Origin of the sequence: Aureimonas glaciei (genome assembly GCF_014643375.1) — a bacterium.
Classification (GTDB): Bacteria; Pseudomonadota; Alphaproteobacteria; order Rhizobiales; family Rhizobiaceae; genus Plantimonas; species Plantimonas glaciei.
The window spans coordinates 64471-86986 of the sequence record NZ_BMJJ01000012.1; the positions used below are offsets into that span (position 1 = coordinate 64471).

General features: G+C 66.4%; 21 protein-coding genes. 11 read left to right on the top strand and 10 right to left on the bottom strand.

Features of this window, described 5'->3' with window-relative positions:
- Positions 1-89: 89 nt before the first annotated feature.
- A complete protein-coding gene (locus IEX88_RS21070) occupies positions 90-998 on the top strand; it encodes a LysR family transcriptional regulator (RefSeq protein WP_188854459.1) in 909 nt (302 codons plus the stop codon).
- A gap of 57 nt (positions 999-1055) precedes the next feature.
- Here IEX88_RS21070 and IEX88_RS21075 read toward each other — a convergent pair whose 3' ends face one another.
- Entirely contained in the window at positions 1056-1439 is a 384-nt protein-coding gene (locus IEX88_RS21075) for a winged helix-turn-helix transcriptional regulator (RefSeq protein ID WP_244640414.1), read from the bottom strand.
- Positions 1440-1514: 75 nt separating this feature from the next.
- On the opposite strand from IEX88_RS21075, the gene IEX88_RS21080 reads away from it, so the two are divergent.
- From IEX88_RS21080 to IEX88_RS21095, 4 genes are all read left to right on the top strand, one after another.
- Positions 1515-2264, top strand: coding sequence for an SDR family oxidoreductase (locus IEX88_RS21080; protein ID WP_188854460.1), 750 nt, complete (start codon positions 1515-1517; stop codon positions 2262-2264).
- Between the two features lie 68 nt (positions 2265-2332).
- A complete protein-coding gene (locus tag IEX88_RS21085) occupies positions 2333-2758 on the top strand; it encodes a nuclear transport factor 2 family protein (RefSeq protein WP_188854461.1) in 426 nt (141 codons plus the stop codon).
- A gap of 341 nt (positions 2759-3099) precedes the next feature.
- Positions 3100-4056 carry a 1-phosphofructokinase family hexose kinase gene (locus IEX88_RS21090; RefSeq protein WP_188854462.1) on the top strand — a complete coding sequence of 319 codons (957 nt, stop codon included), beginning with the start codon at positions 3100-3102 and terminating at the stop codon, positions 4054-4056.
- On the top strand, positions 4053-4877 hold the full coding sequence (locus tag IEX88_RS21095; protein ID WP_188854463.1) for an inositol monophosphatase family protein: 825 nt from the start codon (positions 4053-4055) through the stop codon (positions 4875-4877). Before IEX88_RS21090 ends, IEX88_RS21095 begins: the two co-directional genes overlap by 4 nt.
- 106 nt (positions 4878-4983) lie before the next feature.
- Here IEX88_RS21095 and mnhG read toward each other — a convergent pair whose 3' ends face one another.
- Genes mnhG through IEX88_RS21125 form a run of 6 tightly spaced genes read right to left on the bottom strand, consistent with a single transcriptional unit; the run spans position 4984 to position 11032 of the window.
- Positions 4984-5385, bottom strand: a complete 402-nt coding sequence (gene mnhG / locus IEX88_RS21100) for a monovalent cation/H(+) antiporter subunit G (protein ID WP_188854464.1) — start codon at positions 5383-5385, stop codon at positions 4984-4986.
- Positions 5382-5663 (bottom strand): K+/H+ antiporter subunit F, encoded by a 282-nt coding sequence (locus tag IEX88_RS21105; protein ID WP_188854465.1) that lies wholly within the window; start codon positions 5661-5663, stop codon positions 5382-5384. Before IEX88_RS21105 ends, mnhG begins: the two co-directional genes overlap by 4 nt.
- A complete protein-coding gene (locus IEX88_RS21110; RefSeq protein ID WP_188854466.1) occupies positions 5660-6145 on the bottom strand; it encodes a Na+/H+ antiporter subunit E in 486 nt (161 codons plus the stop codon). Before IEX88_RS21110 ends, IEX88_RS21105 begins: the two co-directional genes overlap by 4 nt.
- Complete coding sequence (locus IEX88_RS21115; RefSeq protein ID WP_188854467.1) at positions 6142-7782, bottom strand: monovalent cation/H+ antiporter subunit D; 1641 nt, start codon at positions 7780-7782, stop codon at positions 6142-6144. Before IEX88_RS21115 ends, IEX88_RS21110 begins: the two co-directional genes overlap by 4 nt.
- Positions 7779-8120, bottom strand: coding sequence for a Na+/H+ antiporter subunit C (locus IEX88_RS21120; protein WP_188854468.1), 342 nt, complete (start codon positions 8118-8120; stop codon positions 7779-7781). Before IEX88_RS21120 ends, IEX88_RS21115 begins: the two co-directional genes overlap by 4 nt.
- Entirely contained in the window at positions 8120-11032 is a 2913-nt protein-coding gene (locus tag IEX88_RS21125; RefSeq protein WP_188854469.1) for a monovalent cation/H+ antiporter subunit A, read from the bottom strand. Before IEX88_RS21125 ends, IEX88_RS21120 begins: the two co-directional genes overlap by 1 nt.
- Between IEX88_RS21125 and IEX88_RS21130 the strand changes: the two genes are divergently transcribed.
- From IEX88_RS21130 to IEX88_RS21150, 5 genes are all read left to right on the top strand, one after another.
- Positions 11010-11351 carry a helix-turn-helix domain-containing protein gene (locus IEX88_RS21130; RefSeq protein WP_244640415.1) on the top strand — a complete coding sequence of 114 codons (342 nt, stop codon included), beginning with the start codon at positions 11010-11012 and terminating at the stop codon, positions 11349-11351. The genes IEX88_RS21125 and IEX88_RS21130 overlap by 23 nt on opposite strands.
- Before the next feature lie 331 nt (positions 11352-11682).
- Positions 11683-12222, top strand: a complete 540-nt coding sequence (locus IEX88_RS21135) for an SH3 domain-containing protein (protein ID WP_188854470.1) — start codon at positions 11683-11685, stop codon at positions 12220-12222.
- A gap of 462 nt (positions 12223-12684) precedes the next feature.
- The gene (locus IEX88_RS21140; RefSeq protein ID WP_188854471.1) at positions 12685-13749 is read left to right on the top strand and encodes an HlyD family secretion protein; all 1065 of its coding nucleotides are present in this window, start codon (positions 12685-12687) and stop codon (positions 13747-13749) included.
- Positions 13713-16505 (top strand): ribosome-associated ATPase/putative transporter RbbA, encoded by a 2793-nt coding sequence (gene rbbA / locus IEX88_RS21145; RefSeq protein ID WP_188854472.1) that lies wholly within the window; start codon positions 13713-13715, stop codon positions 16503-16505. The genes IEX88_RS21140 and rbbA overlap by 37 nt, the downstream gene beginning before the upstream one ends.
- Entirely contained in the window at positions 16505-17617 is a 1113-nt protein-coding gene (locus IEX88_RS21150; RefSeq protein WP_188854473.1) for an ABC transporter permease, read from the top strand. The genes rbbA and IEX88_RS21150 overlap by 1 nt, the downstream gene beginning before the upstream one ends.
- A 127-nt stretch (positions 17618-17744) precedes the next feature.
- Here IEX88_RS21150 and IEX88_RS21155 read toward each other — a convergent pair whose 3' ends face one another.
- The 3 genes from IEX88_RS21155 to IEX88_RS21165 form a co-directional block, all read right to left on the bottom strand.
- The gene (locus tag IEX88_RS21155) at positions 17745-18539 is read right to left on the bottom strand and encodes an SDR family NAD(P)-dependent oxidoreductase (RefSeq protein ID WP_188854474.1); all 795 of its coding nucleotides are present in this window, start codon (positions 18537-18539) and stop codon (positions 17745-17747) included.
- Positions 18540-18598: 59 nt separating this feature from the next.
- The gene (locus IEX88_RS21160; protein WP_188854475.1) at positions 18599-20161 is read right to left on the bottom strand and encodes a GMC family oxidoreductase; all 1563 of its coding nucleotides are present in this window, start codon (positions 20159-20161) and stop codon (positions 18599-18601) included.
- Positions 20162-20334: 173 nt separating this feature from the next.
- Entirely contained in the window at positions 20335-21048 is a 714-nt protein-coding gene (locus IEX88_RS21165) for a GntR family transcriptional regulator (protein ID WP_188854476.1), read from the bottom strand.
- 333 nt (positions 21049-21381) lie between these two features.
- Between IEX88_RS21165 and gbd the strand changes: the two genes are divergently transcribed.
- Positions 21382-22494 carry a 4-hydroxybutyrate dehydrogenase gene (gbd, locus tag IEX88_RS21170; RefSeq protein WP_188854477.1) on the top strand — a complete coding sequence of 371 codons (1113 nt, stop codon included), beginning with the start codon at positions 21382-21384 and terminating at the stop codon, positions 22492-22494.
- Positions 22495-22516 lie beyond the last annotated feature (22 nt).

Sequence of the window (22516 nt, forward strand, 5' to 3'; positions counted from 1 at the left end):
CTTCAATGGAAGGCTTGAGAACAACAGATCATCGGTGCATAAACAATGGCTATGCGGGAATGCAACATATAGCCGTTTGGAATGACGCGATGGATTTGACCGCCGCCCTGCGTGCCTTTGCCCGAACAGTGGAACGCGGATCGCTGACGGCCGCGGCCCGCGATCTCTCGCTGTCCCAGCCGGCGGTATCCAAGCATATCGCCAACCTGGAACATCGTGTCCAGGCACGCCTCCTCGAACGATCCGCCCGGAGCGTTCGTCCGACGGCGGAGGGGCAGGCACTCTACGATGCGAGCCGGTCGGCGCTGGCCTCGATCGATGCGGCGGTGGAGGGCCTGCAGGCGGACTCCGGCCGCATCGAGGGAACGATCCGCGTCCACGCGCCCTCCTGCATCGGGACCAATCACGTCCACTCCATCGTCATGGAATTCCAGCGTCTGCATTCGAGCGTCGCCGTGGATCTCGTTCTCGAAAGCCGGACGGTCGACCTCGTGTTCGAGAATTTTGACCTGGCGCTGGTCTACGGTCGTCCGGAAGCGCAGGACGTGATCATCCGACGCCTGGGTCTCGTCCGCCGGATCCTCGTCGCGAGCCCGGCCTTCCTCGCAAAGCACGGCCAGATCGATACCCTCGATCGGTTGTCGAAGGTGCCGTTGATCACGACGCCCCGCTCCGTCACCGCACAGAACCGCCTGGCGCTGCTCCGGGACGGCACTCAGACGGAGGTGGACGTCTGGTCCATCCTTCGCACCATCGATGGGCAGGTCATCGCCAGAACGCTGCTCGAAGGCCATGCGGCCGGCCCCGTCCAGCATCTGATGATTGCCGACGATCTCGCGAGCGGCCGCCTCCTGCGCATCTTGCCGGACTATGAGGTGCGTCCGACCGAGATGTTTCTGGCCTATCCCTCCGTCAAATTCATGCGCCCGGCAGTCCGCGCCTTTGCTGAATTCGCCGTCGAGCGCCTGCAGAAAATCGAAGGTGTCGACGCGCTTTGACGTTCGGATAAGGTCACTTTCGCCCGGATTGGTCGGGCCCTCGTGCCCCGTCGGCTGTCACGACGATCGATGGGCGGAAGCCTGATCGACCACGCGGGAGTCCAGCATCTCCTCGACCTGCACACGGTGCGACGTCCCCCACGCGCACAGGGGCCGGAGCGCCTCGACAAGAGTTTGGCCGAAAGGCGTTACGGTGTAGTCGACCTTCGGCGGCACTTCCCGGTAGTCGTGCCTGACCAGCACGCCTGCAGCGACCAACTCGCGCAGCTGCTGGATCAGCACCTTCTCGCTGATGCCGGTTACCAATCGGCGAAGGTCTCCGAAGCGCTTCGGACCGTATCCGAGATGATACAGGATCAGCGGCTTCCACTTGCCGCCCATGACGGCCAGCGCGACGGCGAGGCCGCAATCGGGATCACTGGCGCTCATCTCGAAATCCATCACTTACCTTTTGGTATGTACTAGTGGACATGTGAGTGCCTGTCTATATCGCTTTCATCTGAAAAGGAGAAGACGATGGGCAGGCTCGACAACAAGATCGCGGTCATCACCGGTGCCAACAGCGGCATCGGACTGGCGAGCGCCAAACGCTTCGCGCAAGAGGGCGCGCGCGTGTTCATGACCGGACGCCGGCAGCGCGAACTGGGTGCCGCAGTGGCCGAGGTCGGCCACGGTGCGCGGGGAGTCCAGGGCGACATCGCCAACCTCGGCGATCTCGACAGGCTCTATGCCATCGTGCGGAAGGAAGCCGGCCGGATCGACGTGCTGTTTGCCAATGCCGGCGGCGGCCGGTTCGCCTCCCTCTCCGACATCACCGAGGAGGACTACGAGAGCACCTTCGCGACGAACGTCAAGGGAACGCTGTTCACTGTCCAGAAGGCGCTGCCGCTTCTCGTCGACGGAGCCTCGGTGATCCTGACCGGGTCGACGGCGGCCAGCACGGGCTCGCCGGCCTTCAGCGTCTACGGTGCCAGCAAGGCAGCGATCCGCAGCTTCGCCCGCGGCTGGATCCTCGACCTCGCCCCCCGCCGGATCCGCGTAAACGTGCTCGTCCCCGGTCCCACCTCGACCCCGGGATTGCACGGTCTCTCCTCGACCGCGGAGGCGAAGCAGGCCTTCGTCGCGGCGATGGAAGCGCAGGTTCCGCTGGGCCGGATGGGGACATCCGACGAAACGGCTGCTGCGGCCCTCTTTCTGGCTTCCGACGAGAGCAGCTTCGTCAATGGCAGCGAACTTTTCGCCGATGGCGGACAGGCGCAGGTCTAGGCCGGACGCCGAGGCGATCGGCGAGCGGCCGCCGAGGAACGGACAATCAAAAGCCGAAAGGACAGGCCATGCGTGACAACGAGACGATCATCCGGGAACTCTACGCCGTTGCGGAAGGAGTCGGGTTCGATAGCGAGACGTTCGTTTCCGCCTTCTCCGACGAGGGCTACATGACCGACATCCCCGCCGGTGCGACGCTGCGCGGCAAGGCCATCGGCGACTACATCGGCGCGCTGACCACTGCCTTTCCGGATATCCACCGCGAGCTGTTCCAGATCTACGTCACGGGAAACGTCGTCGTCGTCGAGCTCGCCATTCGCGGGACGCACAGGGGCGAGCTCGCGCTTCCTTCGGGAACCCTCGCGCCGACGGGCCGGACGATCGACGTGCCGTGCTGCGACGTCTTCCATCTGGAGAATGGCAAGGTCACCTCGTTCCACTGCTACAACGCCGCTTCCGTGATGCAGCAGCAGATTGGCCTCGCCGGCACATAGGGCCGCCCTGCCTTCGGACCGGACAATCCTTTCGCGGCGTCGCCGTGCCGGAACGCGGCGTCTCAAAAGGGCGCCCCTTTGGACGCTTGGCGGTGATTTTGCGGATCTCAGAACGGGGCGTCTGATCGGCAGGACAGGGTTCGACCGAAGGGGCCCAACGCCTGCGCGTCACCTACCGATCTTTCGGAAGCGCAGGGGCTTGCCCCGCCCATTTGATCGACTGTCGTCGACGGTCCCGTCCTCGTATGGCTGACCACGCGCATTTCAGGTCGGACTGCCTCATTGCCGGCGCGGTGATGGCGTGTGCTGTCCAGACTGGAAGCCGGATTGAACAGGGTCAAATGTCGCCATTTCCTCCCGCCAACGTTGCCACCGATCGAGACCTCAGCATCTGCGTGTTTGCGCCGTGGCCGCTGTTTACCATCGCCATCGAGCGACACACCAACGGCGCCGACGACGTCTACTTCCATGCCGGGGGGCAGGCCGTCTGGGTGGCGCGGATGATCCTCGGACTGGGCGGCCGGGCTCGCCTCGTCGGGCCCTTCGGCGGCGAGGCCCGCACAGTGCTCGAGGCCCTGGTCGCGGCAGAGGGCATCAGCCTTCGCGCCATCCCGGTCCGCGGCGGCAATGGCGGCTACGTCGACGATCGGCGCGAGGGTACGCGCCAGCGGCTCGCGACGGTGCCGTCGCACAGTCTCGACCGCCACGAGACCGATGACCTCTACAACGCCATCCTGGCGGAATCGCTTCGCTGCGGGACGACGGTCCTCACCGGGCTCGCGACCGAGGAAGTCATTCCCCTGGATTTCTTCACGCGCCTGGCCAACGACCTTCGCGCCAACGACGTCAAGGTCGTCGCCGATATCGCCGGCCGCGTGCTGGAAGCCGTCGAGGGCGGACTGACCCTGCTGAAGGTCAGCCACGAGGAGCTTCAGGAGGCCGGGCTCGCCACCGACGACAGCCGGAAGGAGATCCTCGAGGCCATGCACAAGTTGCGCGGCAAGGCCGAGAACATCGTCGTGTCCCGCGCCGGCGAGGGCTCGCTGGCCCTGTTCGGCGATCGCTTCTGGGAAGCAAAGGGGCCCGAGGTCCATGCCCGGGATCACACGGGCGCCGGGGATTCGATGACGGCCGCCCTCGCCATGGCGATCGCCTCGGGCATGGAGGGGCCGGACGCGCTGCGTCTGGCGACCGCCGCCGGGGCGATGAACGTCACGCGGGCGGGGCGAGGAACGGGTCGCCTGGAGGACATCGAGGTGCTTGCCGGCAAGGTCGAGGTCCATGAGGTGACGGCATGATCCTGCCCGACCTCAAGGCCATCGAAGCCCTGGCCGTGGAGATGGCCCAACTCGCCGGCGCCCAGATCGTGGCGTCGCTCGGGCGCACGCTCGCGGTTCGTTATAAGATGCTCGGGGCGGACGAGACGGCGATCTATCGGGATCCGGTCTCGGAGATCGACCATGCCGTCGAACGGCTCATCCGCGAGCGTGTCTCGGAACGGTTTCCGGATCACGGCATCGTCGGCGAGGAAGGCGAACCGGTCCGGATCGGCTCGTCCGACTTCGTCTGGATCATCGATCCGGTCGACGGAACCGCCAATTTCGTCAATGGGTATCCGCTCTTCGCCGCGTCGATCGGCGTGGCCTTTAAAGGGCAGCCTGTCGTCGGCGCGGTGTGGTGCTCGACCAGCCACGCCCTTCGCCCGGGCGTCTACCACGCCCGCACCGATGGCCTGTTGTGCTTCGACGAGCAACCCATCGCCAGTGTCGACCGGCAGCAGGTGCGGCGCCGGCTTGTCGGCCTGCCGCGGGTTCCCGTCGGCATCGACATCGGCTTCGAGGCGCGCCAGAGCGGTTCGGCCGCCATCGAATGTGCCTTCGTCGCCGCCGGACTTCTGGCGGGCGCCCGCTTCGAGGCGCCCAATGCCTGGGATGTTGCCGGTGGGATCCCGCTTCTCGATGCCGCCAAGGTCGAGGTGCGGACGAGGGTGCCGAGCGGAGAATGGGAGGCGTTTTCGGGTTTTGGAAATGTCGCCGGGTCAAGTGCGCTTTGGCGGCAGCCGCTCGTCATCGGCGATCGCACCGTCTGCTTGGCGCTCTCCGCGCTGAACCTCGGTTGAGGCGAGCAGCGGCATGGCCCCGACCATCGGCCATCCGTCGAGCTTCCTCAGCTGAGAATCCGCCAAGCGCCTTCGCCGTCGGCCACTTCCGGATCGGATGCCGGTTTTATGCGTCGATGTCCTGGGCTGGCGGAGTTGCGGCGGGGGGCTTCCGGTCCTCCTGGGCAGGAGCGCCGGGCACCGCCTCGTTCCGTTCGGTTCTGTCCCGGTAGAGTGCCGCCCGTCCCAGCAGCATCAGGCTGATCGGGGTGGTGACCACCATGAAGACGGCGAGCAGCAGCTCGTGCAGGACCGTTTTCGTACCCGGCACGGAGAAGCAGATCGCCGAGGCGATGAAGATGCACAGCGCGCCGCCGGTGGTGCCGAGGGTCGGAGCGTGGAGGCGCTCGTAGAAGCTGCCGAAGCGCAGAAGGCCGATCGTCCCGAGCAGGGTGATCGACGCGCCGGCCAGGAGAAGAATGCCGATGGCCAATGCGGCCCAGACCGGCAGGTTCGCCAGATGGCTCATTCGATGACCTCGCCGCGCATCAGGAATTTTGCCAGTGCCGCGGTCGAAACGAAGCCCAGCAAGCCGACGACCAGTGCCGCCTCAAAGTGAATGGTGGAGCCGGTCCGGATGCCGACCGTGACCAGCAGCAGCATGGTGCAGATGTAGAGGGCGTCGAGGGCCATCACCCGGTCCTGCGCCCGGGGCCCCCGCATCATCCGGATGGTGCAGCAGGCCATGGCGAGGAACAGCAGGATCTGCGCGCCGGTGATGGCCCAGAGGAGGGCGGTCGCGATCATGGGAACAGCTCCATCAACAGGGGCTCGTAGCGGTGCTTGATCAGGGCGATCCAGTCCTCTTCGTCGACGAGGTCGAGAACGTGAAAGAGGAGGTGCCCTGTCGACGAACGGTATTCGAGCCAGGCGGTCCCGGGCGTGCAGGTGAGGATGCAGGCGAGTACCGCCAGCGCGGTCGGGTGGCGCAGCTCGAGCGGGATGTCGATGAAGCCCGACGTATGATCCGCTCGCGAGGGCGCGGCGATCACCCGCGCCACCGCCAGATTCGACCGGACCACGTCGACGGTCACCACGCCGACGAGTTTCGGGATCGCGGTCCAGCGGCGGATGCTGAGCCGTTGGGGCTGGAGCGGCACGACGAGGAGCGCCGTGCCCACTGCCACGACCGAGCCGAGCAGGACCTGGCCGACGGAGACGCCGTTCAGCAGCAACCACATGAGAAACAGCGCGGCGGCCAGGAGCGGAAACGGCAGGAGGCGGCTCATGGGTTCGCTTTCGCGGCGGTCGGGGGCACGCGCGGCGAGGACAGCACGTCGCCGATATAGGTCGACGGCGCATGGAGCGAGGCGGCCGCGGCATCGGTATAGCGCAGGATCGGCCCCCCGAGGATCGTCATGACGACCCCGACGCCGAGGAGGAAGCCGATGGGAGCGATCTCCAGCAGCCGAACCGCCGGCACCGTCCCGGCGATGGGCGCCCAGAAAGTGCGGATGCCGGTGCGCATCATCGCGATCATCGTGGCCAGTCCCGACAGGATCAGCATGGCCGCGAGCGCGAGCGCACCCGTCGACAGGCCGACATCGCTGTCAGGGCCACTGGCCGGGATCAAAGCCGCCAGCATGGCGAACTTGCCGACAAATCCCGACAAGGGCGGCAGGCCGGCGAGCAGCAGGCCGCAGAGGGCAAAGCAGATGCCGAGGACGGCCAGCGTTCCCGGGATCAGCGTGCCGACCTCCTCCATCTCGTCCGTTTCGTCATCGGTCTCGCCATAGGCCTCGAGGGTCACCGCGAGGACCGAGGCGGCGGGATCCTGGATCCGCTCGACAAGCTCGATGAGCAGGAAGAAAGCCCCGATCGCGAGGGTCGAACTGACGAGGTAGAAGAGCGCACCGGAGGTCACCCCTGCGTCCTGCATGCCGATGGCGGCCAGGATCGTCCCCGACGAGACCAGAACGCTGTAGCTGGCGAGCCGTCCCAAGGCCTGTGAGGCGAGGACGCCGGCGGCACCGAAGGCGATCGTGGCGATGCCGCCCACCACGAGGAAGGTTCCACCAAAACCCTGGGAGGCGCCGGCCTCCGCGCCGAAGACCAGCGCCGACAGGCGCAGCAGCGCATAGGCGCCGACCTTGCTGAGGATGGCGAAGACCGCGGCGACGGGTGCCGCAGCCGACGAATAGGCTGCCGGCAACCAGAAACTCAGCGGCCACATGGCGGCCTTGGCGAGGAAGGCCATGCCCAGCACCGCGGCGCCCGCCTCCATCACGGCCCGGTCCCCGTCGGCGAGCAGCGGCACCTGGCGGGCGAGGTCGGCCATGTTCAGCGTGCCGGTCATTCCGTAGATCATGCTGACGCCGATCAGGAAGAACAGCGAGGCCACGAGATTGACGACGATGTAGTGCATGCCCGCGCGAACCCGCGGGACGCCGATCCCGTGCAGGGTGAGCGCATAGGAGGCGGCGAGCAGGACCTCGAAGAAGACGAAGAGGTTGAACAGGTCGCCGGTCAGGAAGGCGCCGTTGAGCCCCATCAGCAGGAACTGGAAGAGGCTGTGGAAGTGCGGCCCGGCGCGATCCCAGCGCACCAGCGCGTAGACGAGGGCGGCAAGCGCGAGGATGCCGGACAATAGCACCATCAGCGCCGAGAGCCGGTCGAGTACCAGCACGATGCCGAAAGGCGTCGGCCAGTTGCCGAGAAGATAGGTATGGGTGAGCGACTGTCCGGCCGGTGCGAGCCCGGCGTCGGCGACGCCGACGAGCATCGCCGCGACGATGACGAGCGCCAGCGTCGAGGCGACCGCCAGCGCGGCCTTCATCCCATGGCGCCGCTCGTCGACGAGAAGCAGGAAGGCGCCGGTCACCATCGGCAGCAGCACCGGGACAATCATCAGGTGGTCGCGGATCATCCCGGATCCTTTCCGTCGACATGGTCGCTGCCGGTCATGCCGCGCGAGACCAGAAGCACCACCAGCAGGAGCGCTGTCGTGGCGAAGCCGATGACGATGGCGGTAAGGACGAGCGCCTGCGGGACGGGATCGGCGAAGTCCGCCGGGTTGATGGCATCGGTGTTCACCAGGATCGGCGGCGCGTTCACCCGCAGCCGTCCCATGCTGAAGATGAACAGGTTCACGCCGTAGCCCAAAAGCGCAAGGCCGATGACGACCTGGAAGGTGCGCGGCCGCAGGATCAGCCAAACTCCCGATCCGACGAAAGCGCCGACGAGAAGGGCGAAAAGGAGTTCCATCAGATCTCCTCCCTTTCCGGGGTGGCGAGGCGGCTGGCCCGCAGGCTGCGGGTCGACTGGTGCGCCAGCGCGATCAGCATCAGCACCGTCGCCCCCATCACCAGCGAGAACACGCCGAGGTCGAAGAGCAGCGCGCTCGCGATCGGCACCCGGCCGATCAGCGGGACCTCGAGATACTGCGAATAGGAGGTCAGGAAGGGATAGCCGAAGACCCAGGAACCGCAGCCGACGGCGACGGCGAGCAAGAGGCCGGCGCCCATCCACCGCACCGGCAGCACCCGCAGGCGATCCTCCACGGCCCGCGTGCCGAGCGCCATGTATTGCAGGAGGAAGCCGCAGGCCATGGTGATGCCGGCAGCAAAGCCTCCTCCGGGGAGGTCGTGTCCCCTGAGGAAGAGGTGGGTTGCAAACAGCATGATCACCGGGAAGAGCCACTGCATGACGACGGCTGGAACCAGCATGTAGTCGCTCAGCGTGTCGCCGACGCTGCGGTCTGAACGGGCTTCGTCGAAGGCATTCTGGTCGACCTGCTGCGGCGTCGAGCCGACATTGTCGGGGGCGGGCCGGAAGCGCCGGAGGAGCGCGAAGATCGTCAGGGCGACGATGGCGAGCACCGTGATCTCGCCCATGGTGTCAAACCCCCTGAAGTCGACGAGGATCACGTTGACGACGTTGCGCCCGCCGCCCTCGGAATAGGCGCGCTCCAGGAAATGGTCGCCGATGCTGGCGGGCACCGGACCGATCATGACGCTATAGGCGACGACGCTCATGCCGAGGCCGCAGGCCACGGCAATGGCGAGGTCGAAGCGCCTGAGGCTGGCCACCCATCGCGGCGATCGGGAGGGGATGGCCTCGGAGCGCTTCGGCAACCAGCGCAGGCCGAGCAGGATCAGGACCGTGGTCACGACCTCGACCAGGAGCTGCGTCACTGCCAGGTCCGGCGCCGAGAACCAGACGAAGGTGACGCAGGTCACGAGGCCTGCGCCGCCCATCAGCATCAGCGAAAACAGCCGGTGGAATTTTGCCTGATAGGCGGCGCCCACGGCGCAGGCGACACCGATGGCGCAGAGACCGGCATAGGTCGGGTCGACCCCTTCCAGCCCCAAAGACGGGAAGGCGAACCCGCCGGCGAAAAGCGTGGCGAAAGCGGCCAGCAACGCCGCGCTGACGAGGAGGCGGAGCTGCGTCTGGAGCTTGCGCGTCCCCAGCTGCTTCTCGACGAAACGCGCCCAGCGCCATGAGACCGTGACGAGGATCCGTTCGAAAATCCGCTGGCCCTTGAGCCGGCGGAAATAGCGAGGACCCTCTTCGCAGTGCGCGAGATAGGTCTTCAGCCGGACGTAGAGCAGGATCCCGGCAAGCAGGGCGAACAGGCTCATCAGAAGCGGCACGTTCACCCCGTGCCAGACCGACAGGCTGTAGGAAGGCGTCGCCTCGCGCAGGACCGAGCGGACCGCCACATCGAGATAGGGGCCGATGGTGATGCCCGGGATGATGCCCACCACGAGGCAGACGAGCACGAGCAGGCCGATGGGAACGCGCATGAGCATGGGCGGCTCATGCGGGACGGTCGGCAGGTCGGAGGCGGGCGGACCGAAGAAGACGCTGTGGATGAAGCGCAGCGAATAGGTCACCGCGAAGGCGCTGGCGAGAACGGCCGCATAGGGCGCCGCGGTGTCGAGGAGCGAGTTGGCGTGGGTCTCGATCGCCTCGGCGAAGAACATTTCCTTCGACAGGAAGCCGTTGAGGAGCGGCACGCCCGCCATCGAGGCGCTGGCGACCATGGCCAGCGTCGCGGTCACCGGCATGAAGCGGAACAATCCGCCGAGACGGCGCATGTCGCGCGTCCCGGTCTCGTGGTCGATCACCCCTGCGGCCATGAACAGCGAGGCCTTGAAGGTCGCGTGGTTCATCATGTGGAAGATGGCGGCGACCGCGCCGAGCGGGCTGCCGAGGCTGAGGAGGAGGGTGATCAGGCCGAGATGGCTGATGGTGGAATAGGCGAGCAGGCCTTTGATGTCCTGCTGGAAGATGGCGAAATAGGCGCCGAGCACCATCGACATCATCCCGGCGAAGCCGACGATCCAGAACCATTCATAGGTGCCGGCCAGGACCGGCCAGAAGCGCGCCATCAGGAACACGCCGGCCTTCACCAGGGTCGCCGAATGCAGGAAGGCCGAAACCGGCGTCGGCGCCGCCATCGCATGGGGCAACCAGAACTGGAAGGGGAACTGCGCGCTCTTGGTGAAGGCGCCGAGCAGCACCAGGACCAGCGTCGGCAGGTACAGCGGATGGGCACGGAGGAGGTCGCCGGAGGCCAGGACGACGTCGAGATCGTAGCTGCCGACGATATGGCCGATAAGCAGCATGCCGCCGAGCAGGCAGAGGCCGCCCGTGCCGGTGACCGTCATCGCCATCCGCGCCCCGTCACGCGCCCCGGCATTGTGGTACCAGTAGCCGATCAGGAGGAACGAGAAAATGCTCGTCAGTTCCCAGAAGATGACCAGCAGAATGAGATTGCCCGACAGCAGAATGCCGAGCATCGCCCCCATGAACGCCAGGAAAAAGGCGTAGAAACGGTGCACCGGGTCCTTCGGCGACATGTAGTAGCGGGTGTAGACGGCGACGAGCAGGCCGATCCCGCTGACGAGGACCGAAAACAGCCAGGCGAAGCCATCCATCCGGAGCTTGAAGTCGATCCCGAGCGTCGGAAGCCATTCGAGCCGGAAGACGGTGACATTGCCTTCCGCGACATCCGCGAAGGAGGTGACCGCCAGGACGAGAACCCCGAGCGTCACCGCGACCGCCACAGTGGCATGCACGTCGCGGAGGCGGGACGGCAGCAGCGACATCGCAAGACTGCCGAGGAACGGAAGCGCGATCATCCAGATGAGCGATGCGCTCTCCGTCATGGCATGGTCGACCCTTGGCTGGGATGGTATTATTTTGCTATTTCACCCAATATGGTTGACCATAGCAAGGATCAACAGGGCCATCGCGATGCTTATTTTCCCCGAGCAGTGTCGTGCCGCCCGCGGGCTGCTGAACTGGAGCCAGGAAAACCTGGCGCTGGCGGCGGGTGTATCCCGCAGCACGATCAAGGATTTCGAAGCCCAGCGACACTGTCTTCAGCGCTCGTCCGAAAAACTGCTGGTCGAGACGTTCGACAGCGCCGGCGTCGAATTGCTGATCGAGGGGAGCGGCCGACTGGGTGTCCGGTTCAAACGCTGACGCGATCCGGACAGGAAATCGGTGTCCTTCAGCGCGGTGCATCAAGCGGGCAGGGCGGCTGAAGCCGGGCACCGCGACGGGAACGGCCTCAAGGCTTCTCGACCCCGAGCGATCGGGCCCGGTGCCGTTCGATCAGGCATCCCGATCCTGCGCGTTGTCGACGGGACGAAAGCCCGGGAATTCGGCTGCAACTTCCTGGGGGCCCTCTTGACGATGGAGCGCTGTCACGAGCCCGGCTTGCCCTTTGACGTCCCGGCTCGACCCGTTCGGGAACCGTTCAGATTCGATGTGGCTTAAGGAGCTTTCTGAAACGAACTGCGGAGACGATCGAATGCGCACGAGATTCACGCTGTTGGCGGCGGTGGCACTGGCGGGCACGACCCTGGGTCTGGGTGCCGCGCAGGCGGCAACAGCCATCGCAACGACCAACGTCAACCTGCGGGCTGGCCCCTCGACACAGTACCCGGCCGTCGACGTCGTCCGGCGCGGAGAGGATGTCCGCGTCTTCGGCTGCCTCGAGACGCGCTCCTGGTGCGACGTGGGCTTCCGCGGAATCCGGGGATGGATGTCCTCCAACTATATCGCGGTGGTCGATGTCGGGCGCCGCTATACGGGACCCGAGGTCGTCGGCCGCATCGGCGCGCCGATCATCGGCTACTCCTTCGGCCGCTACTGGGACGACAATTACCGCGACCGGTCCTTCTACCGCGATCGCGGCAACTGGGACCGCTGGGACGAACGGCGCGCCTACCGGGACCGTCACTGGGATCGCCGTCCCGACTGGGACCGCCGCGATCGCCGGGACGGGCGTCGTTGGGACCGGGACGACCGGCGCGGGGACCGGGACGATCGGCGCGGTTCTCGCGACTGAGACGCCTCCGGACAGCGTGCCGTGAAGGCACGCTGTCCGGATTTGGCCGCCAACGCGGATCAACCCGGCCAGCGCCAGGTCGGCCACGAACGAGGCTGACTCCGGTCCGTTACGGCGCCAAGGACCGTGCGAGCCCCAGGTCGAGATGGCGCTCGCCCTCCTGAGACGACTGTCGACGAGCCGCAACAGACGCTCAAAACCTCTTCGGCGCGGACCTGAGAGCTGCTGCCGCGCGATCAAGGACTTGATGCGGATCAAGGCTGCCCCTGCAGGGTCGGGTTACTTTTCGGCAGAAGCCGTGGCGATCGCGCAGAGCGATGTCATGACCGTTACTCCGGAAAGAATCGAATAGCTGTCCATGTCACTCCCCCTGCGAGGAGAAAAGCCGCTTTCGTCCGTCCGGGATGGCGCGTTGCTGTTGCCGTCCTCCGGACGACCGGGCGGCGGGAAGGCGGGGTGGGCATGAGCGCGCGTTCCTGGCTGCTTGTCGGTGTTCTGCTGATGATGGCTTCCGGCGGCTATTACTTCTGGCAACACGCCGAAGACGGCGCTTTGCCGGAGGGCATCGCGTCCGGCAATGGTCGCATCGAGGCCGTCGAAATCGACATCTCGGCGAAATCCCCGGGTCGGATCAAGGAGATCACCGCCGGCGAGGGCGATCTGATCAAGGCCGGCGACATCCTGGCGCGCATGGATACGGCGCAACTTCAGGCCGAGCGTCGCCAGGCGGAAGCGCAGATGCAACGGGCCAGCATTTCCATCGATACGGCGCATTCCCTGATCACGCAGCGACAGGCCGAAAAGGCGGCAGCGGCAGCGGTCGTCAGCCAGCGTGAAGCGGAACTCGATGTTGCCCAGCGGCGACTGCGGCGCTCCGAGCAGCTCGCCGACAACAACACGATATCGCAGCAGGTGCTCGACAACGACCGCGCGGCCGAGCGAAGCGCCGCCGCTGCCTTGGCCGCGGCCGGGGCGCAGATTGCCGCTGCCGAGGCGGCGATCAGCGTGGCCAGGGCGCAGGTCGTGGACGCGGGAGCCGCGGCGGATGCGGCGCGGGCCGCGATCGAGGTTATCGACACGGAAATCGACGACGCCACCCTTCGCTCGCCGCGCGACGGCCGGGTGCAGTACCGCGTGGCCGAGCCTGGCGAAGTCCTGGCCAGCGGTGGCAAAGTGCTCAATCTCGTCGACCTCGGCGACGTCTACATGACGTTCTTCCTGCCCACCGCCCAGGCGGGGCGCGTCGCGATCGGCACCGAAGTTCGGCTCGTCCTCGATGCGGCGCCACAATACGTCATTCCGGCGAAGGCGACGTTCGTCGCCGATGTCGCCCAGTTCACGCCCAAGACGGTGGAAACGGAGGAGGAACGGCAGAAGCTGATGTTCCGCGTCAAGGCGCGGATCGAGCCGGCGCTGCTGCGCAAGTACATCCAGCAGGTCAAGACCGGCCTTCCCGGGACGGCTTACATCAAGCTCGATCCGCAAGCCGAATGGCCTGCTGCGCTTCAGGGAAAACTGCTCCAGTGACTCCTGGAGCGCCCGCGGGAACGGTCGCCAAGCTGCACGGCGTCGGCCTCAGTTTCGGTCGCACGACGGCGCTCGACGCCGTGACGATCGATATCCCCTCCGGGTGCATCGTCGGCCTCATCGGCCCCGACGGGGTCGGCAAGTCGAGCCTCCTGTCGCTGATCGCCGGCGCGAGAAAGATCCAGCGCGGACGCATCGACGTGCTGGGCGGCGACATCGCGAACGCGGCCCACCGGCGCCGCGTCTGCCCCCGCATCGCCTATATGCCGCAAGGGTTGGGCAAGAACCTGTACCCGGCGCTGTCGGTCTTCGACAACATCGACTTCTTCGGGCGGCTTTTCGGCCATGGTCGCGAGGAGCGACGACGCCGCATCGACGCGCTGATGAAAAGCACCGGCCTCACGCCTTTCGCCAAGCGGCCGGCCGTCAATCTTTCAGGCGGCATGAAGCAGAAGCTCGGGCTCTGCTGCGCGCTGATCCACGACCCGGACCTCCTGATCCTCGACGAGCCGACGACGGGGATCGATCCGCTGTCACGACAGCAGTTCTGGCAGCTGGTGGATCGGATACGCGACGGCCGGCCGGGCATGAGCGTTATCGTCGCCACGGCCGACATGGAAGAAGCGGAGCGCTTCGATCGGCTGATCGCGATGGATGGCGGGCGGGTGCTGGCCTCGGGCAGGCCTGCCGACATACTGGCGCAGACGGGCACGGCCGACCTGGACGCCGCCTTCATCGCATTGTTGCCCGCCGAGAAGCGCGGCGACTACCAGAAGGTCGTCATCCCGCCTCGGCCGGCCGGTGCCGGAGCGGAAGTGGCCATCGAGGCAGAGAACCTGACAAAGCGCTTTGGCGACTTCACGGCCGTCGATGACGTCAGCTTCCGCATCCTGCGCGGCGAGATCTTCGGCTTTCTCGGCTCCAACGGCTGCGGCAAGACGACGACGATGAAGATGCTGACCGGTCTTCTCGGCGCCAGCGAAGGGCACGCCAGGCTCTTCGGCAAGGAGATCGATCCGCGCGACCTCGATGTCCGGCGCCGTGTCGGCTACATGTCACAAGGGTTTTCGCTCTACACCGAACTCACGGTGCGACAGAATCTCAGGCTGCATGCACGACTGTTCGGCCTCGCGGCGGCCGAGATCGGGCCGAGGATCGACGCCGTGGCGCGGCAGTTCGACCTCGTCAGCCACATGGCCAGCTTGCCGGACGCGCTGCCCCTCGGCATCCGCCAGCGTCTGTCCCTGGCGGTCGCCATGATCCACTCGCCCGATATCCTGATCCTTGACGAACCGACCTCCGGCGTCGACCCCATCGCCCGCGACAACTTCTGGCGCATCCTCGTCGACCTCTCCCGCCGCGACAACGTCACGATCTTCGTATCGACCCACTTCATGCAGGAGGCCGCACGCTGCGACCGGATATCGCTGATGCATGCCGGGCGCGTTCTGATCAGCGATACACCCGCGGCGATCATCGCGAGCCGCGCCGCCCCGACGCTCGAGGCCGCGTTCATCGACTACCTGGACGGTGCGGCGGCGGGACAGGGACAGAGCTCGGCAACGCAACAGCCGGAAGCCGCGATCCCTGCCGGCGAAGGTCTGCGCACGCGGCCCGGCGGCAACCGGTTCTTCGACGCTCGCCGCATGTTCGCCTATACCAGACGCGAAGGTCTCGAACTCTTGCGCGATCCCATCCGCGCGACGCTCGCCACGGTCGGCAGCCTCGTTTTGATGTTCGTGATCGGCTTCGGCATCAACATGGATGTCGAGAACCTTTCCTTCGCCGTCCTCGACAACGACGACACCACCATCAGCCGCGACTACGCGCTTCAGCTTTCGGGATCGCGCTACTTCACCGAACAGTCGCCGCTGAACGGCTACGGCGACATGGACCGGCGAATGGAGCGCGGGGACATCAGCCTGGCGCTGGAGATTCCGGCGGGATTTGGCCGCGACGTGTCGCGCGGCCGCGACGCCACCATCGGTGCCTGGATCGACGGCGCCATGCCGACCCGCGCGGAGACGGCCAAAGGCTATGTCGAGGGCATGCACAGAGCCTGGCTCGCGCAGAAGGCGAGGGAACTGGATCGCGGCGCCGCCGGCCGAAGCGATTTCCAGCTGGAAGTCCGCTATCGCTACAATCCCGATGTGCGCAGTCTCGTCGCCATCGTCCCCGCCGTGATCCCGATGCTGCTCCTGATGATCCCGGCCATGCTGGCGGTCCTCAGCGTGGTGCGGGAAAAGGAACTGGGGTCGATCATCAATTTCTTCGTCACGCCGGTGACGCGGCTCGAATTCCTGCTCGGCAAGCAGATCCCCTACGTGGTGCTGGCCATGGCGAACTTCCTGCTGCTGACCGGTTTCGCCGTCTTCGTTTTCCATATTCCCTTCACCGGCAGCATCGCGACCTATATGGCGGCGGCGATCCTCTATGTCGTCGTGGCGACGGCGATGGGACTTTTCCTGTCGACCTTCATGCGGAGCCAGATCGCCGCGATCTTCGGCACCGTCCTCATCACGATGATCCCCGCGTCGCAATATTCGGGAATGATCGACCCGGTGTCGTCCCTGCAGGGGGCGGGCGCGTGGATCGGCGCGATCTACCCGACGACCTACTTCATGACGATCGCGCGCGGGGTGTTTTCCAAGGCCCTCGGCTTCGCCGACCTGTCCGGCGCGTTCGTGCCGCTTGTGATCGCCATCCTGGTTCTGATCGGCCTCAGCGCCACCCTCCTGCGCAAGCAGGCGCGCTGATGCGGCTCGCCCATATCGTCTACCTCGGCGTCAAGGAACTGCGCGGCTTGCTGCGGAATACGGCGCTGCTCTTCCTGATCGTCTTCTCCTTTTCGGTGCAGGTCTACACGGGCGCAAAGGCGGTGCCCGAAGTGCTGAACCGCGCTCCAATCGCCATCGTCGACGAGGATCAGTCGCCCGTCTCCTCCCGCATCGTGAGCGCGTTCTACCCGCCGCATTTCGTTCCGCCGCAGCTCATCTCGCAGGCCGAGATGGACAGCCGCATGGACGCGGGCCTCGATACCTTCGCGCTCGACATCCCGCCGAACTTTCAGCGGGACCTGCTCTCCGGCCTGTCTCCGACGATCCAGCTGAATATCGACGCCACGCGCATGTCCCAGGCCTTTTCCGGCGGCGGCTATGTCCAGGCGATCGTTTCCGGGGAGATCGACGAATTCCTCGCCCACCATCGGCAGCAGACCCGGCTCCCGGTCGAGATCGATGTTCGCGCGCGCTTCAACCCGGAACTGAACATGGGATGGTTCGGCTCGATCAATGAACTGATCGAAGCGATCACCATGCTGTCGGTCATCCTGACCGGTGCCGCGCTGATCCGCGAGCGCGAGCACGGGACGATCGAGCACTTGCTGGTAATGCCGGTGACGGCCTTCGAGATCATGACCGCCAAGCTGTGGTCGATGGGGCTGGTCGTGCTGCTGGCGTCGGGGCTGTCGATGATCTTCGTGGTGAAAGGCTTGCTGGCGGTGCCGACGAACGGATCTCTGGTCCTGTTCATGACCGGTGCGGCCCTCGACATCTTCGCCATGACCTGCCTCGGGCTGTTCCTGGCGACGGTGGCAGGCGCCATGCCGCAATTCGCTTTGCTGGTCATGATGGTGCTCATGCCGCTGCAGCTGCTGTCGGGCGGAGTGACGCCGCGCGAGAACATGCCCGAGATCATCCAGGCCATCATGTACGCCGCGCCGAACACCCATTTCGTCATGCTGGCGCAGGCCGTCCTCTTTCGCGGCGCCGGCCTCGCCGTGGTCTGGCCGCAGCTCGTGGCCCTGCTGGTCATCGGCATCGCGCTCTGCGCGATCTCGTTGCAGCGCTTCCGCCGATTTCTGGGATAGCCTGGGTGGCCGGCGACAGCGACTGAGTCTTTCCATGAATCGCTCGGGCGCCGCTCAGCCGGAGGTCAAAGGCCGGATCGGCGCCTGCTCCCTTCGGCAGGCGGAAGCGCGCCGGGCCGCGCAAGGGTCAGCGCAGCGTCAGGCCGCCGTCCACCGTGTGGATCTCGCCGGTGGTGAAGGAGGCGGCGTCGCTGGCCAGATACACCACCGCGCCGGCGAGCTCGTCCACCGTGCCGATGCGGTCCATCACCGCGCCCTTGGCCCAGTGGTTGGCGACGACGTCGGGGTGCTCGCGCAGCACCTCTTCCGTCAGCTCGGTCAGGATGTAGCCCGGCGCCAGCGCGTTGACGCGGATGCCGTGCTCGGCCCATTCGGTGGCGAGGCATTTCGTCAGCATGTGCACGGCGGCCTTCGAGACGTTGTAGGCGGCGTGGCGGAACGGCCAGTTGACGATGAGGCCGGACATCGAGCCGACATTGACGATCGAGCCCGACTTCTGCCGGATCATCATCCTGCCGATCGCCTGCGACATCAGGAGAACGCCCTCGACATTGACGCTCATCGTGTCGCGCCAGAGATCGAGGGGAAAATCGTCCGCGGGGCCGGGATGGATGATGCCGGCATTGTTGACGAGAATGTCCGCCCGGCCCCAGCGGGACTCGACCGCGGCGGCGAGCCGCGCGGCGTCCTCGGGCTTCGACACATCCGCCTGCAGGGCAAAGCTGTCGCCACCTTCCGCGTTCAGCTGGGTGGCGAGCTCCTCGGCGAGCGCCAGCGACGAGCGCACGACGATGCAGACATCGGCGCCTTGGGCGGCGAGCGCCTCCGACAGCGCCCGGCCGATGCCGCGCGAGCCGCCGGTGACGATGGCCTTGCGGCCGGTGAGATCGAACAGGCGTGCGTAGTCGCGCTTCTCGGCCATGGGTCTTCATCCTCCCGGAAATGAAACGGTCTCAGTGGGGTTGTCGGCTCCGCAGGGCGTTAGGCGGCGACTGGGTCCGGCAGGCGGACGGGCATGACGGTCTCGCCGAGCTGCTTCAGGATGCGCTCTCCGGTGCGCATCGCCTGCGCCACGATGGTCAGCGACGGGTTGAATGCGGTCGAGGAGGGCAGGAAAGAGGCGTCGACGACATAGAGATTGTCGATGTCCCAGACCTTGCAGTCGGTATCCAGAACCGAGGTCGACGGGTCGTTGCCGAAGCGCGCCGTGCCGCACTGGTGCATGGAGACCTTGATGTCCATCTTCTGGGTGATGATCAGGGGATAGCCGAGCTGGCGCATGGTCTTCGACCAGAGCTTCACCAGCTCGCCGTGCGATTTGAGGTTGTTCTCGGTATAGGTCAGGCGGATCTTGCCGTCCGGGTCGACGCTGACGCGGTTCTGCGGGTCGGGCAGGTCTTCCGACATGATCCACCAGTCGACCGAGCGTTCGGCGAACAGCGCCATCATGCGCTCCGGCGCCCATTTGACGCTGGCGGTCAGCATTCCGGCCTGCAGCTTGCCGAGCCCCTGGACGTTGCCGAGCGGATACGGCCGCTCCTTGTTGGCGAGGTAGTAGTCGTTGATCGCCATCGATTTCTGGAAGACGACGCGGTTCTTCTTGAACGGCGAGATCGCCATCATCGCCGTGTTGTTGTGCGCCATGTAGTTGCGACCGAGCTGGTCGGACGCGCTGTTGCCGAGGCCGCGCGGATGCCGGGCGTTGGACGAGCGCAGGAGCAGCGCCGAGGAATTGATCGCGCCCGCGGAGGAGACGAAGATCTTCGCCGAGATCGTCTTCACCGCGCCCTCGTGCTCGATCTCGGCGCCGGTGACGGTCCGGCCGGAGGGATCGGTGATAAGCCGGCGAACATAAGTGTCGGTGATCAGGGTCACGCCGCCCTTGGCCAGCGCCGGATTGATCAGCCGCACTTCCGCATCGCCCTTCGCGCCGATCTTGCAGGCGAAGCCGTCGCAGGTCGCGCAGCGGGCGCAGGTGCCGCCGTCGTGGTAGTCGATGGCGATCGGCAGCGGGAAGGGGTGGAGACCGCGCTCGCGCAGCTTTGTCTCGAAGAAGGCGATCTCCGGCTCGTGACCGATGGCGGGGAACGGCATCGGGCCGGAGCGCGGCGGCTCGATCGGATCCATGCCGGCCCTGCCGTGGGTGCCCATCAGCCTTTCGGCGCGGGCGTAATAGGGCTCGAACACGGCGTAGGAGACCGGCCAGGCCGGGGCGATGCCGGCTTCGTGCTGCAGGTCGGAAAAATCCTCCTGGCGGAAGCGCACCGTGGCGGCGCCGAAGAACTTCGAGTTGCCGCCGACATAGTAATAGGTGCCGGGGCTGAACAGGTCGCCGTTCTTGTCGCGCCACTGCTCCTTCGCCGCATATTTGCGCTTGTGGAAGACGGCGTCGACGCTCCAGTTGTCGGGCTCGCGGGGAAGGCGCGGGCCGCGCTCGATCATCAGGATCTCGCGCCCGGGCGCCGCCAGGCTGTTGGCCAGCGCCCCGCCACCGACGCCGGCGCCGATGATGACCACGTCATAGCTCGATTTCAGTTCGCTCATGTCGGTCTCCTCCCTCGGACGGCGCGCATCTCCTGCGTCTTCGCGTCCATCGCGTCGCTCTTCAGATCACGGCGCCGACCCGCTCGGCGCGACGTCACCGTCGGTCTCGCCCAGCGTCCTCGCGCCAGGCGCCGCTGGAATGAGCGGGCGAGGGGGCGGGAAGGGCAGGGGCATCACGCGTCTTTCCGTTTGAAATATTCGCCATCCCCGTCCATTGCCGACATCACCGCAAACGAGGCTTCCAGATGGATCGTCATGGCGAGTTCGGCCTGGCCGGCATTGCGCCGCTCGAGCGCCCGCACGATGGCCGTGTGCTGTTCCGTCACCTCGGCCAGATGCCCCGGCAACGGCGCCGAAAGCTGGCGCATGCGATCCAGATGCGCCTTCGCCAGGTTGATGAACTTCCAGATCCGGGGATAGCGGCTGATGCCGGCGATGGCGGCATGAAAGGCATCGTCGACCTCGATGTATTCGTGCAGCGCGCCGCGATTGAGAATGTCATGCATGCCGGCGATCAAGTGGTCGAGCCGGGCGATGTCGTCGTCGGTGACGAAGCGCACGGCGCGGCGGATGCTTTCGATCTCCAGCGCCCGGCGGATGACGAAGCCTTCTTCCGCCACCTCGAAGGAGATCTTGGAGACATAAGTGCCGGAATGCGGGAACACGTCGACGAGATCCTCGTCGGCCAGCCGCTTCAGCGCCTCGCGCACCGGCGTACGGGAAACGCCGTATTCGAGGCACAGCGCCTTTTCAGAAATCACCGCGCCCGGGACCATGCGGAGCCGGACGATGGCCTGCCGCAGCAGGTCATATATCTGTTCCGCCTTCGGCACGGGTCTCTCGACCGAGACTCGCAGCAGCCGCGGGATGTCGGCCTCGGCAATCATGGGGTTCGTCCGTCGTTTCTCAGAGAGGGGTAAATCGCCGCTCTGCATCGGACTCATAACTCATATATCGGTTGACGGCGCAAGCGGCAATCCGATACCAACAGACAGCCGGATGGAGGACGCAGCCGGCCGCGCCGAAGCCGGGAGAATCGCCTGGGAGCGCGGGGTGAAAGCGAGACGATCCGTTGGCGGCGAGCCGCCCCCGCGATCGGGTGCCCTCCGGGTCTCGGGCGGCGCTCGGCGTGACACCGCCGATCGATCGACGCGGCATCGGGACGCTGCGAAGGGGGATCGGCATCCTGAAACAGACATTCATCCGAAGGCGCGCCCCTCATGGCCCTGATCACCTACCTGACCCGCATCGAATTCGACGAGGGCGCCATCGCGAAGCTGCCGGCGATCCTCGACGGTCTCGGCGTGAAGCGGCCGCTGCTGGTGACCGATCGCGGGCTTCTGGCGAGCGGCATGGTCGAGCGCGTCGCCGGCCTGTTTGCCGAGCGGCCGGCGATCTTTTCCGACACCCCCGCCAACCCGACCGAGGAAGCCGTCCATGCCGCTTTTGCGCTCTACGGCGCGGAGAACTGCGACGGCATCGTCGGCTTCGGCGGCGGCTCGTCGCTGGACCTTGCCAAGGCGGTCCGGCTCCTGACCGGCCACGAGGGCCCGCTCGCCCAGTACACCCTGGTCGAGGGCGGCGTCGCCAAGATCCACGGCCGCATCTGCCCGCTGGTGGCAGTGCCGACGACTTCCGGCACCGGCTCCGAGGTCGGCCGCGCCGCGGTGATCATCACCGCGGAGGGGCGCAAGCTCGGCATCATCAGCCCGCACATGCTGCCCTCGGTGGCGCTGTGCGATCCCGAGCTGACCTACGGCCTGCCGCCCTTTTTGACGGCCGCCACCGGCATGGACGCCCTGTCGCACTGCCTCGAGACCTACATGGCCCCGGCGATCAACCCGCCGGCCGACGCCATTGCCCTCGACGGGCTGAAGCGCGGCATCGGCGCCATCCGGCAGGCGGTGAAGGACGGCAGCGACCGCAAAGCGCGCTGGGAGATGATGATGTGCGCGCTGGAAGGCGCCATGGCCTTCCAGAAGGGGCTCGGCGCCGTGCACGCGCTGACTCATCCGCTCGGCGCGATCCGCGAACTCAACCTGCACCACGGCACGCTGAACGCGGTGCTGACCCCGGCCGTGCTGCGCTTCAACCGTCCGGTGATCGGCGACAAGTGGGCCGTCATGGCGGAGATCCTCGGCGGCGAGCCGGACCAGGTCGTCGCCGACCTGTCGCGCGACATCGGCATGCCCTCCGGCCTCGACGCCATGGGCGTGACTGCGGCCATGCGCGAACATATTTCCGGCGAGGCGCTGAAGGATCATTGCCACGGAACGAACCCGCGCATTCCGACGCGCGCGGAATATCTCGAGCTTCTCGACCAGTCGCGCTAGCGCGGCCGGCGGGGCGCCGCCA

Excerpts from the sequence above, each read along its gene's own strand:
- IEX88_RS21160 (WP_188854475.1), bottom strand. The coding sequence starts at position 20,161 with ATGAGCGAACTGAAATCGAGCTATGACGTGGTCATCATCGGCGCCGGC.
- IEX88_RS21150 (WP_188854473.1), top strand. The coding sequence starts at position 16,505 with ATGCGGCTCGCCCATATCGTCTACCTCGGCGTCAAGGAACTGCGCGGC.
- IEX88_RS21095 (WP_188854463.1), top strand. The coding sequence starts at position 4,053 with ATGATCCTGCCCGACCTCAAGGCCATCGAAGCCCTGGCCGTGGAGATG.
- IEX88_RS21115 (WP_188854467.1), bottom strand. The coding sequence starts at position 7,782 with ATGATCCGCGACCACCTGATGATTGTCCCGGTGCTGCTGCCGATGGTG.
- IEX88_RS21130 (WP_244640415.1), top strand. The coding sequence starts at position 11,010 with ATGAGCGATGCGCTCTCCGTCATGGCATGGTCGACCCTTGGCTGGGAT.
- gbd (WP_188854477.1), top strand. The coding sequence starts at position 21,382 with ATGGCCCTGATCACCTACCTGACCCGCATCGAATTCGACGAGGGCGCC.
- IEX88_RS21075 (WP_244640414.1), bottom strand. The coding sequence starts at position 1,439 with ATGGATTTCGAGATGAGCGCCAGTGATCCCGATTGCGGCCTCGCCGTC.
- IEX88_RS21140 (WP_188854471.1), top strand. The coding sequence starts at position 12,685 with ATGAGCGCGCGTTCCTGGCTGCTTGTCGGTGTTCTGCTGATGATGGCT.
- IEX88_RS21070 (WP_188854459.1), top strand. The coding sequence starts at position 90 with ATGGATTTGACCGCCGCCCTGCGTGCCTTTGCCCGAACAGTGGAACGC.
- IEX88_RS21155 (WP_188854474.1), bottom strand. The coding sequence starts at position 18,539 with ATGGCCGAGAAGCGCGACTACGCACGCCTGTTCGATCTCACCGGCCGC.
- IEX88_RS21085 (WP_188854461.1), top strand. The coding sequence starts at position 2,333 with ATGCGTGACAACGAGACGATCATCCGGGAACTCTACGCCGTTGCGGAA.
- IEX88_RS21105 (WP_188854465.1), bottom strand. The coding sequence starts at position 5,663 with ATGATCGCGACCGCCCTCCTCTGGGCCATCACCGGCGCGCAGATCCTG.
- rbbA (WP_188854472.1), top strand. The coding sequence starts at position 13,713 with ATGGCCTGCTGCGCTTCAGGGAAAACTGCTCCAGTGACTCCTGGAGCG.
- IEX88_RS21125 (WP_188854469.1), bottom strand. The coding sequence starts at position 11,032 with ATGACGGAGAGCGCATCGCTCATCTGGATGATCGCGCTTCCGTTCCTC.
- IEX88_RS21120 (WP_188854468.1), bottom strand. The coding sequence starts at position 8,120 with ATGGAACTCCTTTTCGCCCTTCTCGTCGGCGCTTTCGTCGGATCGGGA.
- mnhG (WP_188854464.1), bottom strand. The coding sequence starts at position 5,385 with ATGAGCCATCTGGCGAACCTGCCGGTCTGGGCCGCATTGGCCATCGGC.
- IEX88_RS21090 (WP_188854462.1), top strand. The coding sequence starts at position 3,100 with ATGTCGCCATTTCCTCCCGCCAACGTTGCCACCGATCGAGACCTCAGC.
- IEX88_RS21165 (WP_188854476.1), bottom strand. The coding sequence starts at position 21,048 with ATGATTGCCGAGGCCGACATCCCGCGGCTGCTGCGAGTCTCGGTCGAG.
- IEX88_RS21080 (WP_188854460.1), top strand. The coding sequence starts at position 1,515 with ATGGGCAGGCTCGACAACAAGATCGCGGTCATCACCGGTGCCAACAGC.
- IEX88_RS21135 (WP_188854470.1), top strand. The coding sequence starts at position 11,683 with ATGCGCACGAGATTCACGCTGTTGGCGGCGGTGGCACTGGCGGGCACG.
- IEX88_RS21110 (WP_188854466.1), bottom strand. The coding sequence starts at position 6,145 with ATGAGCCGCCTCCTGCCGTTTCCGCTCCTGGCCGCCGCGCTGTTTCTC.